Origin of the sequence: Micromonospora sp. NPDC050686, assembly GCF_040654475.1 — a bacterium.
Taxonomy (GTDB): domain Bacteria; phylum Actinomycetota; class Actinomycetes; order Mycobacteriales; family Micromonosporaceae; genus Micromonospora.
In genome coordinates this window covers 20,259-34,612 of the sequence record NZ_JBFAID010000028.1, presented here as the reverse complement: position 1 = coordinate 34,612, position 14,354 = coordinate 20,259, and the positions used below count along the sequence as shown (strand labels likewise).

Genomic DNA, 14,354 nt, shown 5'->3' with positions numbered 1-14,354 from the left:
GCTCCTTCATCGCATCAGGGCAGCAGGATCACGTGCAGGGTGCGGGGGCCGTGCACGCCCTCCACCCGGTTGAGCTCGATGTCGCTGGTGGCGGAGGGTCCACTGATCCAGGTCAGCGGGCGGTGCGGGGTGAGCCGGGCGAGCGCTTCGGGCACCGTTGCCACCACTTGGTCGGCGCGGAGCACGCACACGTGCAGGTCCGGTAGCAGGCTGATGACTCGTCGGCCCTGGTCGGGCGAGCCGTCGAGGACGACCGTGCCGGTTTCGGCGACGGCGACCGCCGCCGCGGTGACGACACCGTCTGCCGCGCCGATCTGTCGAATGTCGAGCCCGTGGTCGGGCAGCGCGGTCACCGCCGACGGCAGCCAGGCGGGCGGCAGGCCCGGCGGTACGACGACGGTGGCCCCCGCCGGCAGGATGGCGGCGATCGTGTCGGCGACGGCAGCCGCGGCAATCCGGTGCACCTGGGCCCGGTAGTCGGTCAACCGCTCCACCAACTGCTCGAGGTCGAGGGCGCCCGCCTGCCGGTAGTCGCGCGGCACCTCGATGGGCGCCGCCGGGCCGCCGGCCGCGAGGGCGGCTCGCAGCCGGCCGAGCACCAGGTCATGGGAGCTCATCGTCCGGCCCACCATTCCCGAAACGTCTGGGCCGGCGGGTCCGGCAGGTCACGGCTACCGGTCCAGCCATCAAGCGGCGGGGGCAGGCCCCGGCCGCGCCGGCCGGCGAGCCGGCTCAGCCGTGCGGCCCGCTGCGCCGTCTCGTACAGCCGGGGTCGGTTCATCGCGTACGCGGCAGCCGCCATCGCCGCCGCCTCAGCCCTCGGGTGGGGCGCCTGGTCACGCAGGTGCACCAGCAACTCAGGGATGTTGATTTTCACCGGGCAGGCGTCGTAGCAGGCCCCGCAGAGCGACGAGGCGTACGGCAACGAGGCGTTGTCAGCCACCCCGGTCAACTGCGGGGACAGCACCGCCCCGATCGGCCCCGGATACACCGACCCGTACGCGTGCCCGCCGGTGCGCTCGTACACGGGACAGACATTCAGACAGGCCGAGCAGCGGATGCAGTGCAACGCCTGCCGACCCGTCTCGTCAGCCAGCACCGCGCTGCGCCCGTTGTCCAGCAGCACCAGGTGGAACGCCTGCGGGCCGTCGCCGGGGGCGACCCCGGTCCACATCGACGTGTAGGGGTTCATCCGCTCCCCCGTCGAGGCCCTGGGCAGCAGTTGCAGGAACACCTCCAGGTCCCGCCAGGTCGGCACCACCTTCTCGATCCCCATCACGGTGATCAACGTTTCCGGGAGGGTGAGACACATCCGGCCGTTGCCCTCGGACTCGACCACCGCGAGGGTGCCGGTCTCCGCCACGGCGAAGTTCGCCCCGGAGACCGCCACCGTCGTGGTGAGGAACGTCTGCCGCAGGTAGCGGCGGGCCTCCGCGGCGAGCGCTGCCGGCTCGTCGGTGAGCGCGGGATCCACCCCGGGCATGGCCCGCAGGAAGATTTCCCGGATCTCGGCCCGGTTGCGGTGGATGGCCGGGACCAGGATGTGGCTGGGCCGGTCATTGCCGAGTTGGACGATCAGCTCGGCCAGGTCGGTCTCCACGGGTGCGATCCCGGCTTCGGCGAGGGCCTCGTTGAGCCCGATCTCCTGAGTGGCCATCGACTTGACCTTGATGACCCGATCACTGCCGGTGGCGCGTACCAGGCCGGTGACGATGCGGTTGGCCTCGTGCGCGTCGCCGGCCCAGTGCACCACACCGCCGGCCTCCACCACCTTCGCTTCGAGCTGTTCGAGCAGCTCCGGCAGGCGCGCCATGACGTCGGTCTTGATCGCGCTGCCGGCCGCCCGCAGCTCCTGCCAGTCCGGCACCTCGCCGATCACCCCGGCCGACTTGACCCGGATGGTCTTCGTGGCGTGCCCGAGGTTGCGGCGCAGCTGCGGGTCGGCCAGGCTGCGCCGCGCGGCGCTCGGGAACGGCTCCGCACCGCGCAGATGCCCCACCCCAGCCGGAGCAGTCGCCGGCATGCCGAGGAACGTCCGGGTCATGGCCGCACCGCCATTCGTCTCCGCTCGCCACCGGTTTCGCTCTGCTCGGTCGAGGCCAGGATCTCCGCGAGGTGCACCGTCCGGACCCCGGTACGTAGCCGGGACAGCCCGCCGCCGATGTGCATCAGGCACGACGAGTCGCCGGCCGTGCAGACGTCCGCGCCGGTGGAGAGCACGTGGCGCATCTTGTCCGCGAGCATCGCCGTCGAGGTGTCGGCGTTCTTCACCGCGAACGTTCCCCCGAACCCGCAGCACTGCTCGGCAGCGGGCAGCTCGACCAGGTCCAGGCCGCGCACCTCCCGCAACAGCCGCAGCGGCCGGTCCCCCACCCGCAGCATCCGCAGCGAGTGGCAGGTTGGGTGGTACGTCACCCGGTGCGGGTAGTACGCCCCGACGTCGGTCACCCCCAGCACGTCGACCAGGCATTCCGACAGCTCGTACGTCCGCCCCGCCACGTCCTCGGCCCGGCCGGCCAACCGTTCGTCACCCGCCCGCCGAGCCACCATCGCGTGCTGATGCCGCACCGACCCCACACACGACCCCGACGGCGCCACGACCACGTCATACGGATCGAACGTCCGCACATGCCGGCGCACCAACGGCAGTGCGTCCCGCTGATAGCCGGTATTGACGTGCATCTGCCCACAGCACGTCTGCTCGGTCGGGAAAACCACCTCGTGACCGAGCCGCTCCAACAACCTCACCGTCGCCTTCGCCGCCTCGGGAAACAAGGTGTCGGCCAGGCAAGTCACGAACAGCGCGATCCGCACTTCACACCTCCACCCGCCCGGCAGCCGCCCGCCACGCGCCGGACTCGCCACCAGGCTCGTAACGCACGATCTCCTGAGCCTGCCGCACCAGCCGCCGCAACGCGACCAGGTCCTCGCCGACGACGCCGGCCGCGCGGGCCTGCACCAGCACGTTGCCGATCGCCGTAGCCTCCACCGGCCCGGCCAGCACGGGAAGGCCGCACGCGTCCGCGGTGAGCTGGCAGAGCAGGGCGTTGCACGCACCGCCGCCGACGATGTGCACGGCGTCGACGTGCCGGCCGGAGAGTTCCTGGGCCTGCAGCACCGCCCGACGGTGCGCCAACGCCAGGCTGTCGATGATGCAGCGGACGACCGCGGCCGGCGACTCGGGCACCGGCTGACCGGTGCGGCGGCACGCCTCGGCGATGCGGGCGGGCATGTCGCCCGGCGGCAGGAACACCGGCTCGTCGATGTCGACCACGCTGCGGAACGCGGGCTCGCGGGCGGCGGCGGCCAGGAGGTCGGGCAGGTCCGGGTTTCCCCAAGTGCGCAGCGATTCCTGCAAGGGCCACAGACCCATGACGTTGCGCAGGTAGCGGATGGTGCCGTCGACTCCGCCCTCGTTGGTGAAGTTCGCCCGCCGGCTCGCCTCGGTGAGCACCGGCCGGTCCAACTCGACGCCGACCAGCGACCAGGTGCCGCAGGAGATGTAGGCGAAGTGATCGCCGGTGGCGGGCACTGCGACCACGGCGGAGGCGGTGTCGTGGGAGCCGACCGCCACCACGTCCGGCGTACCGGGCAGGTCGAGTTCGGGCAGTGCCGGCCCGATCCGTGTACCGGGCTCGCGCAGCGGCGCGAGGATGTCGGTACGGATACCGGCGTCGGCCATCACGTCGGTTGCCCAGGTGCGCCGATTCAGGTCGTACAGCTGGGTGGTGGAGGCGTTGGTGACCTCGGCGCCGATCTCCCCGGTGAGCCAGTAGGCGATCAGATCCGGGATCATGAGCAATCGGTGGGCGGCGGCGAGCTGCGGCGAGCCGGCGGCCGCTACGAGTTGGTAGAGCGTGTTGAACGGCAGTTGCTGCAAACCGGTGGTGGCGTACAGCCGCTCGGCCCCGAGCCGTTGCGTCACCCGCTCCAGGACACCCTCGGTACGCGTGTCGCGGTAGTGAACCGGGTTGCCGAGCAGCGCGCCGGAGGAGTCGAGCAGTCCGTAGTCGACCGCCCAGGAGTCGACGCCGACGCTGGCGACCGGCCCTGCCGACCGCAGCCCGGCGAGCACGTTGCGGTAGAGGGCGAGAATGTCCCAGTGCAGCGTCCCGCCGACGCGCACCGGCTCGTTGGCGAACCGGTGCGCCACCTGCAGGCGCAGGGCCTCCCGGCCAACCTGCCCGACCACGACCCGGCCGCTCGAGGCGCCGAGGTCGACGGCAGCGACCGCGATCTCCCCGGATCCGCGAGGTCTCGCCGGCGGACCTGGCCGGGCCGCTGCCATGGGCCCAGCCGCCAGCTCGGCTCCGGCTGCCGGCTCGGGTCGTTGCGGCACCATTGTCACCTCAGAAAGGCGGCGGCGACGCCGGCGTCGACGGGAATGTGCAGGCCGGTGGTGTGCGACAGGTCGCCGGCGGTGAGGGCGAACACCGCGTTGGCGATGTGCTCCGGCAGCACCTCCCGCTTGAGCAGGGTGCGCTGGGCGTAGAACTCGCCGAGCTTCTCCTCCGGTACGCCGTACACGGCCGCCCGGTCAGCGCCCCAGCCACCGGCGAAGATGCCGGAGCCGCGGACCACCCCGTCGGGGTTGATGCCGTTGACACGGACGCCGTGCGCACCGAGTTCGGCGGCGAGCAGCCGCACCTGGTGGGCCTGGTCAGCTTTGGCGGCGCCGTACGCGACGTTGTTCGGGCCGGCGAACACCGAGTTCTTGCTGGCGATGTAGACGATGTCGCCGCCGATGCCCTGGGCGATGAGCACCCGGGCGGTCTCCCGGGAGACGAGGAACGACCCCTTTGCCATGACATCGTGCTGCAGGTCCCAGTCCCGCGCTGTGGTGTCCAGCAGCGACTTCGACAGCGATAGCCCGGCGTTGTTCACCACGAGGTCGACCCCGCCGAAGGCGAGCACCGCGGCCCGCACCGCCGCGCCGACCTGCTCCTCATCGGTGACATCGAGGGGTACGGAGACAGCCACGTCGGGTCCGCCGATCTCGTCGGCGACGGTGCCGGCGGCGGCAGCGTCCCGGTCGGTGACCACGACGCAGGCGCCCTCGGCGGCGAGCCGGTGGGCGATCGCCCGGCCGATGCCGGAGCCGCCGCCGGTGACCAGCGCGATCCGGGTCGCGAGGGGCTTGGGCTTGGGCATCCGCTGGAGCTTGGCCTCCTCCAGCGCCCAGTACTCGATGCGGAACTTTTCCGCCTCGTCGATCGGGGCGTACGTCGACACCGCCTCGGCGCCCCGCATGACGTTGATGGCGTTGACGTAGAACTCGCCGGCCACCCGCGCGGTCTGCTTGTTCGCCCCGAAGCTGAACATGCCGACGCCGGGCACCAGCACGATGGCCGGGTCGGCGCCCCGCATCGCCGGGCTGTCCGGGGTGGCGTGCCGCTCGTAGTAGGCCCGGTAGTCGTCGCGGTAGGCGGCGTGCAGTTCCTTCAGCCGTGTGATGGTCTCCTCGAGTCCGGCGGTGGGCGGCAGGTCGAGCACCATCGGTCGGACCTTGGTCCGCAGGAAGTGATCCGGGCAGGAGGTGCCGAGTGCGGCCAGTTCGGACATCCGGTCGCGACCGACGAAGTCGAGCACCACATTGTTGTCGGTGTAGTGGCCTACCTGTGCCCGGTCGGTGGAGGCGAGGCCACGCAGCACCGGGAAGAGGGCGGCGGCCCGAGCCTGGCGCTCCTCCTCGGGCAACGGCTCGTACATCAACTTTCCGAACGGCTCGGGGCGGCCATGCTCGACGAGGTACGCGGCCGCGGTGGCGATGATCTCGCGGGAGTTGGCCTCGCACTCGTCGCTGGTGGCGCCCCAAGCGGTGATCCCGTGTCCGCCCAGGATGACGCCGATGGCCTGCGGGTTGGTCCGCTGTACGGCGGCGATGTCGAGGCCCAACTGGAAGCCGGGGCGGCGCCACGGCACCCAGAGCACCCGGTCGCCGAAGATCTTCCGGGTCAGCTCGGGCCCGTCGGCGGCGGTGGCGATCGCGATGCCCGAATCCGGGTGCAGGTGGTCGACGTGCGCCACCTCGACCAGGCCGTGCATGGCGGTGTCGATGGACGGCGCCGCCCCGCCACGGCCGTGCAGACAGTAGTCGAACGCGGCGACCATCTCGTCCTCGCGTGCTATGCCGGGATAGACGTTGATCAGGGACCGGAGCCGATCAAGCCGGAGCACCGCCAGCCCTCGCTCGGTGAGTGTCCCGAGGTCGCCGCCGGACCCCTTGACCCACAAGAGGTCGGTGGGCTCGCCGGTCACCGGGTCGGTCTCCATGCCCTTCGTGGAGGTGTTGCCGCCGGCGTAGTTGGTGTTGGCCGGGTCGGCGCCGAGCCGGTTGCTGCGCGCCAACAGGTCGCGCACCGCGGGGTTCGTCATGGTTTCCTTCGCAGTTCTCGGGCCGGCACGGTCGGCGTGCCACATCGTGTTGCGGTCTGGCCGCCACCTCGGGCGTCAGCCGTTCGTCCTAAAGTTGTGAAACGTTTCATTCGGTCGCTCCGAGGTTACGAGGAGATCTCTGGTGGCGTCAAGGGACCGTCACACCAGTCCTCGCCGGGCAGCCCACACCACCGCCTCGATCGGCGTATCGACATTCAGCCGTTGACAGATCAACCGCACGCGGCGGCGGACACTGCGTTCGGACAGGTGCAGCTCCACCGCGACGCTCGCGGTAAGCCGGCCCTCGGCGAGCAACGCGAGCACGGCGATCTCGTCATCCGTCAACACGGCCGGCTCGACATTCGGCGGGTCGTGATGCACCTGGCAGTCCTTTCGCCCGGGGACAAACGAAGGGAAACGGCCGCGGCACCGGTGGCCGGTCGGTCGACCTGATGGCCGGCGCGACCGGCCCGGCCGATCACCGGTGACGGATGTCAGGCACCCCAGCCCGCCTGCTGCCCGCCGACCCGCTCGGCCCTGACCCGCTCCAGGTAGCCGGAGCGCTTGTAGGCCGCGACCGGGTCCGGGTCCAGGCCCATCTCCTCGCGCAAATCGCGCAGCAGCGGCCGAACGTCGGTGTTGTAGGCGTCCATCAGTACGGCGTTGGCCTCCAGCACGTCACCCGATCGTTGCGCGGCGGTCAGCGCCGCCACGTCGACCAGTAGCGCCTTGGCGGTCGCCTCCTGGACGTTGAGCACCGACCGGATGACGGCCTGCACCTTCGGCTCGATGTTGTGGCACTGGTCGAGCATGAACGCGATGCCGTATCTCGGGCGCAGCGCGTCCGCCTGGACGATCTCATGCATGATCCGGAACAGCTGGAACGGGTCCGCCGACCCCACCATCAGGTCGTCGTCGGCGTAGAACCGCGAGTTGAAGTCGAAGGCGCCCAGCTTCCCCGCGCGCAACAGGAATGCGACGATGAACTCGATGTTCGTGCCCGGTGCATGGTGTCCGGTGTCGATGACCACCTGCGCCCGCTCGCCGAGTTCGAGGCAGTGCGCGTAGGCGGTGCCCCAGTCCGGCACGTCGGTCATGTAGAACGCCGGCTCGAACAGCTTGTACTCCAGCAGCAGCCGCTGCTGGCCGGTCAGCCGGTCGTATGCCTGCCGCAGCGCCTCCGCGAGCCGGTCCTGACGCTCCCGGATGCTGTCCTGCCCGGGGTAGTTGGTGCCGTCGGAGAACCACAGCTTCAGATCACGCGATCCGGTGACGTCCATGACGTCGACGCACTCCAGCAGGTGCCGGATCGCCTTGCGCCGCACCTTCGGGTCCGGGTTGGTGACCGAGCCCAGCTTGTAGTCGTCGTCCTGGAACACGTTCGCGTTGATCGTGCCCAGCTCGATGCCCTGCTCCTTGGCGTGCCCCGCCAGTGCGGCGTAGTCGTCCATCCGGTCCCACGGGATGTGCAGCGCCACCGTGGGCGCGACACCGGTGAACCGGTGCACGGTCGCCGCGTCCGCGACCTTCTCGTACGGATCGCGGGGCACGCCCTCCTGCGCGAACACCTTGAACCGGGTGCCCGAGTTGCCGTACGCCCAGGACGGCGTCTCGATGCGCTGCTGGCGCAGGGCATCGAGGACCCGCCTGCGCGTGGTCGGTTCGATCTCGGTCATCGCTGCTCCCCAAGTTGCTGTTCGAGATGGAAGATCTCGGTCAGGACGCGGAACCCGCGGTCGGGTCGCCCGCCAGGCAGGTCGGCGAAGAACGGGCCCATCTCGGCCTGCCACCGCGCGTTGACCTCGGTCGCTTCCATCGCCGCGAGCGCGGCGTCGAGGTCCTCGGTCAGGAAGTAGCCGACCAGCAGTCCGTCGTCCCGAAGGAAGAGTGAGTAGTCGTGCCAGCCCGCGCGCTTCAGCGCGGCCAGCATGTCGGGCCACACGGTGGCGTGGCGGCGCCGGTACTCCGCCATCCGCTCCGGCCTTACCTGGAGGGTGAAGCAGATCCGGCGCACACCACACCTACCCGTGCTCAGAACTGGAACTGGTCGATGTTCGACTCGTTGAACACGAACGGCTCGCCCAGGAGGATCTCCCCGTTCGCGCCGACCGTGAACTCACCGAGCTTGCCGGCGGTGAACTTCTCACCCTCCTTGCCGGTGATGATCCCGGAGGCGAGCGCCGCGCCCGTGTAGGCGGCGAGGTAGCCGAGGTCGGCCGGGTTCCACAGGGCGAAGGCCTTCACGGTGCCGTCCTTGACGAACTCGCGCATCTGGTTCGGCGTACCGAGGCCGGTCAGCTGCACCTTGCCCTTGTAGGACGAGCCGGAGAGGTAGCGCGCCGCGGCGGCGACACCGACCGTGGTCGGGGAGATGATGCCCTTGAGGTTGGGGTACTTCGAGAGCAGACCCTGGGCCTCCTGGAACGACTTCTCGTCCTGGTCGTCGCCGTAGACCGTGGCCACCAGCTTGAGCTTGCTGTACTCCGGCTTGGCCAGCTCGGTCTTCATCAGCTCGATCCAGGCGTTCTGGTTCGTCGCGTTCGCCGTCGCCGACAGGATGGCGATCTCGCCACCCTCCGGGCCGACCGCGTCCGAGATCAGCTTGATCTGCGACTGGGCGATGCCCTCCGAGGTGGCCTGGTTGACGAACGCGTCCCGGCACTCCGGCTTGGTGTCCGAGTCGTAGGTGACGACCTTCGCCCCGGCGGCCTTGGCCTCGGTCAGCGAGCCGCAGACGGCGTCCTGGTCGTTGGCCGCGATGATGATGACGTCGCTGCCCTGCTGGGACAGCGTGTTGATGTACGACACCTGCGCCGACGGGCTGGCCTCGGACGGGCCGGTCTGCGCGTACTGGCCCTTGAACTCCTCGACAGCTGGCTTGCCGCCCTTGTTGTCCGAGGTGTCGAAGTACGGGTTGTTGACCTGCTTGGGCAGGAAGGTGACCTTGAGACCTTCCTTGATGGTGCCGGTGGCGTTGCCGGTGTCGCCGGCATCCGTGCCGCCGCCGGTGTCCTCGGCGCAGGCGCCCAGGGTGAGGGCGACGGCGGCCAGCACCGCGGTCGCGACGATGCGGGTACGTCCGGTTCTCATGATGATGCCCTTTCCAGTGTGGTGGTAACGAGACGGCGCCGACGTATCCGCTCGCGCGTCATGTGCACGAGGTTCGGTCCGACAACCGAGAGGATGAGCAGGGTTCCGGTCACGATGGTCAGCGCGTTCGCCGGCACGTCGGCCAGTTGCAGCGCGTTTCGGAGGACGCCGAGCAGGGCCACCGCCGCGAGGACCCCGACGAGACCGCCGCGCCCACCGAAGATGGACACGCCGCCGAGCAGCACGGCGGCCACGACCGCCAACTCCAGGCCGGTCGCGTTGTCGGCGCGGGCGCTGGCGAACCGGAACGTCCAGAAGACGCCAGCCAGCGCCGACATGGCACCCGTGGCGACGAAGAGCCAGAACTTGGTGCGCAGCACCGAGATGCCGGCGAAGGTGGACGCCTCGGCGTTGTTGCCGATCGCGTAGAGCGAGCGGCCGATCGGGGTGGTGTGCAGAACCACGCCGCACATGACGGCGAGGGCTGCCAGGACCAGCACGAACCAGGGGATGACCGTGCCGGGGATGGGGGCGACGGCGTTCTGGGTCCAGGCCGGCGGGTAGTCGGCGATCGCCCGGTCCCCGAGGACGACGTACGCCAGGCCCCGGTAGAGCGCGAGCGTACCGATCGTGACTGCCAGTGACGGCAGGCCGAAGGCGGTGACGAAGACGCCGTTGACCGCGCCGAGCACGGCGCCGAGCAGCAGGCTCACCACGATCAGCACCGGCAGTGATGTGACGCCGAGGTACCAGAGTTGCCCGAGCACGGAGCAGGTGAGGCCGACTGTGCTCGCCACCGACAGGTCGATCTCGCCGGTGATGATGACGAGTGTCATCGGCAGCGCGATCAGGGCGATCGGGATCGCCTCCAGCACCACGAACCGGTAGAAGCGCGGGCTCCCGACGCCCTCGATCGTGGCGGTGGCGACGAGCACCACAAGGAGCAGCGCGAGGATGAGGATGGCGTCCCAGGAGCCGAGCAGGCGACGCCACGCGACCGGCCCGGTGCCGGCCGGCTTGACGAGGGTGTCAGTTGCCACGGGTCTTGCCTCCTCGCAGACGACGTGCCATGCGGACGGCGAGCGCGCGGTCGAGCCCGATGGCGGCCAGGATGAGCGCGCCGACGGCGGCACGCTGCCAGAACGGGGTGACCCCGAGGACCGGCAGGGCGCTGCCGATGGTGGTCAGCAGGACGGCGCCGAGCGCCGCGCCGTACACCGAGCCGCTGCCGCCGAAGATCGCCACGCCACCGACCACCACGGCCGCGACGACGTTGAGCTCGATACCGAGGCCGGCGTTGGCGTCAAGGGTGCCGAACCGCGCCGCGTACAGCACCCCGGCGAGCCCGGCGAGCGCGCCGCTGGTCACGAAGGCGAAGAAGACCCGGCGGCCCACCGCGATGCCGGACAGCCGGGCGGCGTCCGGGTCCGAGCCGATCGCGTACAGCTCTCGACCGCTGCGGTAGTTGCGCAGCAGGTATCCGGCGGCGACGAGCACCGCGATCGCGAAGAGCGCGAGCACCGGTACCCCGAGGATCGTGGCGGTGCCCATCCGCAGTAGGCCGCGCGGCATGTCGGCGGCGTTGATCTGGCGTCCGGTGGCCCAGGTGTAGTCGATGCCGCGGAACACGTACAGCGTGCCGAGCGTGACGACCAGCGCCGGTACGCGCGCCGCGGCGATCAGGCCGCCGTTGACCGCGCCGCAGAGTGCACCCAGCGCCACACCGATCAGCATCGCCACCGGGATCGGTGTGCCGGGGTTGGCGACGAACAGCGACCCGGTGGCGAACGCGGCCAGGCCGAGGATCGAACCGACCGACAGGTCGACGTTGCGGGTGATGATCACGATGGCCTGGCCGACGGCCAGGATCGCCAGGATGGTCGAGCTGAGCAGCAGGTCCTTGATGTTCTGCGCGGAGAGGAACCGCTGGTTGACTGCGAAGGTCACCGCGACCAGGAGCACCAGCGCTAACAGGATGCCCAGCTCGCGCACGACGAACAGCCGGTGCGCGAGGCGGGCGCCGGACTCCGGCTTCGACTCGTCCGTTGCGGCGACGGCCGGTGGTCGTACGTCTGCCGTGGTCATGCGGCGGCCTCCTGTTGCCCGGTCGCGGCGAACATGACGCTCTCCTCATCGGCCTGGTCCCGGGGGATGTCGGCGAGCAGCCGGCCCTCGTGCATGACGAGCACCCGGTCGGCCATGCCGAGGACCTCCGGCAGCTCACTGGACACCATCAGCACCGCCACGCCCTCGGCGGCGAGTTGGGAGAGCAGCCGGTGCACCTCGGCCTTCGTGCCGACGTCGATGCCCCGGGTCGGCTCGTCGATCATGAGCACGCAGGGCTCGGTGGAGAGCCACTTGGCCAGCACGACCTTCTGCTGGTTGCCACCGGAGAGGGTGGACACCGGGTCGCTGTTGCGGGCGGCCTTCACCTGCAACCGCCGGGCCCACTCCGCAGCTGAGCGCCGTTCGCTGCCGCCGAACAGCAGCCCGAGCCGGCTCAGTGCCCACCGGCGCGGCAGCGTGGCGTTGCGTTCGATGGACAGCTCCATCACCAGGCCCTGCTGGCGTCGGTCCTCGGGCACGAGCGCCAGGCCGGCGGCGATCGCCGCCGGCGGGTGACCCGGCCGCAGCCGCCGGCCGTCGACGCGTACCTCGCCGGCGTCGTACCGGTCGACGCCGAAGATCGCCCGGGCCACCTCGCTGCGGCCCGCGCCGACCAGTCCGGCCAGCGCGACGATTTCGCCGCCGCGCACGGTGAAGGAGACGTCCTCGAAGTAGCCGTACCGGGTCAGCCCCTCGACCTCCAGGCGTACCTCACCCGGTTCTGTCGGGACCTTCGGGAACAGCGCGGAGATGTCCCGGCCGACCATGGTGCGTACGACGGCGTCCACGCTCAGGTTGCCGATCTCGTCGGTGGCGATCCAGCGGCCGTCGCGCATGACGGTGACCCGCTGACAGAGCGAGAACACCTCGTCGAACCGGTGCGAGATGAACAGGATCGCCGCGCCGTTGTCGCGCAGCGAACGGGCCACGGCGAAGAGCCGCTCGACCTCGACTCCGGAGAGCGCCGCGGTGGGCTCGTCCATCACCAGGACCCGGGCGTCGAAGGAGAGCGCCTTGGCGATCTCGACGAGCTGCTGGTCGGCGATGGACAGGCCGCGGGCCGGCCGGTCCGGATCGATCCGCACACCGAGCCGCGCGAACAGCTCGTTGGTGCGCTCGCGCATGGCCGAGGCATCGATGCGGCGCAGCCCCTTCAACGGCTGTCGACCCATGAAGATGTTTTCCGCGACCGACAGGTCGGGAAACAGGGTGGGCTCCTGGTAGATGACGGCGATGCCTGCCGCGCGGGCGTCGGCCGGGCTGCCGAAGGCGACCGGTCGGCCGCCCAGCGACACGCTCCCCGCGTCCGGCGAGTGCACGCCAGCCAGGATCTTCACCAAGGTGGACTTGCCGGCGCCGTTCTCGCCGACCAGCGCGTGCACCTCGCCGGCGTACAGTTCCAGCCGGGCGTCCCGCAATGCGGCGACGGCACCGAACGACTTGTCCACACCTTCCAGCGCCAGGACCGGAAGCACGTGGCCCCCTCACGGTTGTAGTAGTAACGGCGCGGTAATCGAGATCACCTATATGAAACGTTTCACTAGTGGCAGTGACTTTAGGCGGCGGCCCGATACGGGTCAAGAGTTTCCGGCCGGTTACCACCTCGTTATCCTGGACCGCCTCCGCCCCCGGTGGCGACGTGTCCTGATCCGGACACGTTCGCCCCACCCACAGCACGGCCGTCGGCGCCGCTGGTACGTTTCACCCAGCGCAGCGGAATCAACCGCCGGCCGCCGGTCACCACAGGCTTGAGGGAGAGATGGCCGCCGCCAACATCAAACAAGTGGCGAAGCACGCGGGTGTGTCGCTCGGGACCGTCAGCAACGTGCTCAACCGGCCTGACCTCGTCGCCCCGGCCACCCGCCAGAAGGTGCTCGACGCCATCACCGAGCTGGGATACGTCCGCAATGACTCCGCCCGTCAACTGCGCGCCGGGCGCAGCCGTACCGTGGCGATCCTCGTCCTCGACGTGTCGAACCCGTTCTTCACCGACGTCGTCCGCGGCGCGGAGGCGGTGGTCGAGGAAGCCGGCGGGATGTTGATCGTGTGCAACAGCGGTGAAGACCCACGGCGGGAGCAACGCCACCTCGACATGCTCGAGGAGCAGCGAGTGCAGGGCCTGCTCGTGACCCCCGTCTCCGACGGCCGGCATTCACGGCTGGACGCGTTCGTCAAGCGGGGCATTCCGGTGGTGCTCGTCGACCGGGGCTCCGGGCACTCGAGTCGATGCTCGGTCGCCGTCGACGACCTCAACGGAGGGCGCTGGGCCGCCGAACATCTCGCCGAGCGGGGACACGAACGGATCGGGTTCGTCGGTGGCCCGATCACGATCCGCCAGGTGGCGGACCGGCACCACGGCGCCGCCACCGCGCTCGCCGACCGCGACACCCCGCTTGACCTTCAGCTCTTCACGACACCGAGCCTGTCCGTCGACGCCGGTCGGCAGGCCGCCGACAAAGTGGCGACGCTCGCCGCCGGCGAACGGCCCACGGCGGTCTTCTGCGCCAACGACCTGCTCGCGCTCGGCGTGCTCCAAGGGCTGACCGCGCACGGGCTGCGAGTGCCCGAGGACGTCGCGATCGTCGGCTACGACGACATCGAGTTCGCCGGTGCGGCGACCGTGCCCCTGAGCTCCGTACGGCAGCCCCGAGCCCAGTTGGGCCGCACCGCCGCCGAGCTTCTCCTCGAAGAGTCGATGAACGACGGCAGTCACCAGCATCGCCACGTCGTGTTCCAGCCCGAACTGGTGATTCGGGCCTCCAGCGACCACTACCGCTGAACCC

At 70.3% G+C, this 14,354-nt stretch carries 13 protein-coding genes; 1 reads left to right on the top strand and 12 read right to left on the bottom strand.

Annotation, left to right across the window (positions count from 1 at the left end):
• Positions 1-14: 14 nt before the first annotated feature.
• The 12 genes from AB0H57_RS18960 to AB0H57_RS18905 all read right to left on the bottom strand — a co-directional run bounded on the left by AB0H57_RS18960 (position 15) and on the right by AB0H57_RS18905 (position 13,046).
• Positions 15-617 (bottom strand): LUD domain-containing protein, encoded by a 603-nt coding sequence (locus tag AB0H57_RS18960; protein WP_357508101.1) that lies wholly within the window; start codon positions 615-617, stop codon positions 15-17.
• Entirely contained in the window at positions 614-2,044 is a 1,431-nt protein-coding gene (locus tag AB0H57_RS18955; RefSeq protein ID WP_357508099.1) for a lactate utilization protein B, read from the bottom strand. The genes AB0H57_RS18960 and AB0H57_RS18955 overlap by 4 nt, the downstream gene beginning before the upstream one ends.
• The gene (locus tag AB0H57_RS18950; RefSeq protein ID WP_357508097.1) at positions 2,041-2,814 is read right to left on the bottom strand and encodes a (Fe-S)-binding protein; all 774 of its coding nucleotides are present in this window, start codon (positions 2,812-2,814) and stop codon (positions 2,041-2,043) included. The genes AB0H57_RS18955 and AB0H57_RS18950 overlap by 4 nt, the downstream gene beginning before the upstream one ends.
• A 1-nt stretch (position 2,815) precedes the next feature.
• A complete protein-coding gene (locus AB0H57_RS18945; RefSeq protein ID WP_357508095.1) occupies positions 2,816-4,288 on the bottom strand; it encodes a rhamnulokinase family protein in 1,473 nt (490 codons plus the stop codon).
• Between the two features lie 56 nt (positions 4,289-4,344).
• Positions 4,345-6,375, bottom strand: a complete 2,031-nt coding sequence (locus tag AB0H57_RS18940) for a bifunctional aldolase/short-chain dehydrogenase (RefSeq protein ID WP_357508093.1) — start codon at positions 6,373-6,375, stop codon at positions 4,345-4,347.
• 159 nt (positions 6,376-6,534) lie between these two features.
• Positions 6,535-6,756, bottom strand: a complete 222-nt coding sequence (locus tag AB0H57_RS18935; RefSeq protein WP_357508091.1) for a LuxR C-terminal-related transcriptional regulator — start codon at positions 6,754-6,756, stop codon at positions 6,535-6,537.
• 113 nt (positions 6,757-6,869) lie between these two features.
• Complete coding sequence (gene rhaI, locus AB0H57_RS18930) at positions 6,870-8,051, bottom strand: L-rhamnose isomerase (RefSeq protein ID WP_357508089.1); 1,182 nt, start codon at positions 8,049-8,051, stop codon at positions 6,870-6,872.
• Entirely contained in the window at positions 8,048-8,389 is a 342-nt protein-coding gene (locus AB0H57_RS18925) for an L-rhamnose mutarotase (RefSeq protein WP_357508087.1), read from the bottom strand. Before AB0H57_RS18925 ends, rhaI begins: the two co-directional genes overlap by 4 nt.
• 17 nt (positions 8,390-8,406) lie before the next feature.
• Positions 8,407-9,465: a rhamnose ABC transporter substrate-binding protein gene (gene rhaS, locus AB0H57_RS18920; protein WP_357508085.1), complete on the bottom strand. Its 1,059-nt coding sequence runs from the start codon at positions 9,463-9,465 to the stop codon at positions 8,407-8,409.
• On the bottom strand, positions 9,462-10,505 hold the full coding sequence (locus tag AB0H57_RS18915) for an ABC transporter permease (protein ID WP_357508083.1): 1,044 nt from the start codon (positions 10,503-10,505) through the stop codon (positions 9,462-9,464). The genes rhaS and AB0H57_RS18915 overlap by 4 nt, the downstream gene beginning before the upstream one ends.
• Complete coding sequence (locus AB0H57_RS18910; protein WP_357508081.1) at positions 10,495-11,550, bottom strand: ABC transporter permease; 1,056 nt, start codon at positions 11,548-11,550, stop codon at positions 10,495-10,497. The genes AB0H57_RS18915 and AB0H57_RS18910 overlap by 11 nt, the downstream gene beginning before the upstream one ends.
• The gene (locus AB0H57_RS18905) at positions 11,547-13,046 is read right to left on the bottom strand and encodes a sugar ABC transporter ATP-binding protein (RefSeq protein ID WP_357508079.1); all 1,500 of its coding nucleotides are present in this window, start codon (positions 13,044-13,046) and stop codon (positions 11,547-11,549) included. The genes AB0H57_RS18910 and AB0H57_RS18905 overlap by 4 nt, the downstream gene beginning before the upstream one ends.
• Before the next feature lie 308 nt (positions 13,047-13,354).
• Here AB0H57_RS18905 and AB0H57_RS18900 point away from each other — a divergent pair, with 308 nt between their 5' ends.
• Positions 13,355-14,350 (top strand): LacI family DNA-binding transcriptional regulator, encoded by a 996-nt coding sequence (locus AB0H57_RS18900; RefSeq protein ID WP_357508077.1) that lies wholly within the window; start codon positions 13,355-13,357, stop codon positions 14,348-14,350.
• Positions 14,351-14,354 lie beyond the last annotated feature (4 nt).

Excerpts from the sequence above, each read along its gene's own strand:
- AB0H57_RS18960 (WP_357508101.1), bottom strand. The coding sequence starts at position 617 with ATGAGCTCCCATGACCTGGTGCTCGGCCGGCTGCGAGCCGCCCTCGCG.
- AB0H57_RS18955 (WP_357508099.1), bottom strand. The coding sequence starts at position 2,044 with ATGACCCGGACGTTCCTCGGCATGCCGGCGACTGCTCCGGCTGGGGTG.
- AB0H57_RS18945 (WP_357508095.1), bottom strand. The coding sequence starts at position 4,288 with ATGGCAGCGGCCCGGCCAGGTCCGCCGGCGAGACCTCGCGGATCCGGG.
- AB0H57_RS18940 (WP_357508093.1), bottom strand. The coding sequence starts at position 6,375 with ATGACGAACCCCGCGGTGCGCGACCTGTTGGCGCGCAGCAACCGGCTC.
- rhaI (WP_357508089.1), bottom strand. The coding sequence starts at position 8,051 with ATGACCGAGATCGAACCGACCACGCGCAGGCGGGTCCTCGATGCCCTG.
- rhaS (WP_357508085.1), bottom strand. The coding sequence starts at position 9,465 with ATGAGAACCGGACGTACCCGCATCGTCGCGACCGCGGTGCTGGCCGCC.
- AB0H57_RS18910 (WP_357508081.1), bottom strand. The coding sequence starts at position 11,550 with ATGACCACGGCAGACGTACGACCACCGGCCGTCGCCGCAACGGACGAG.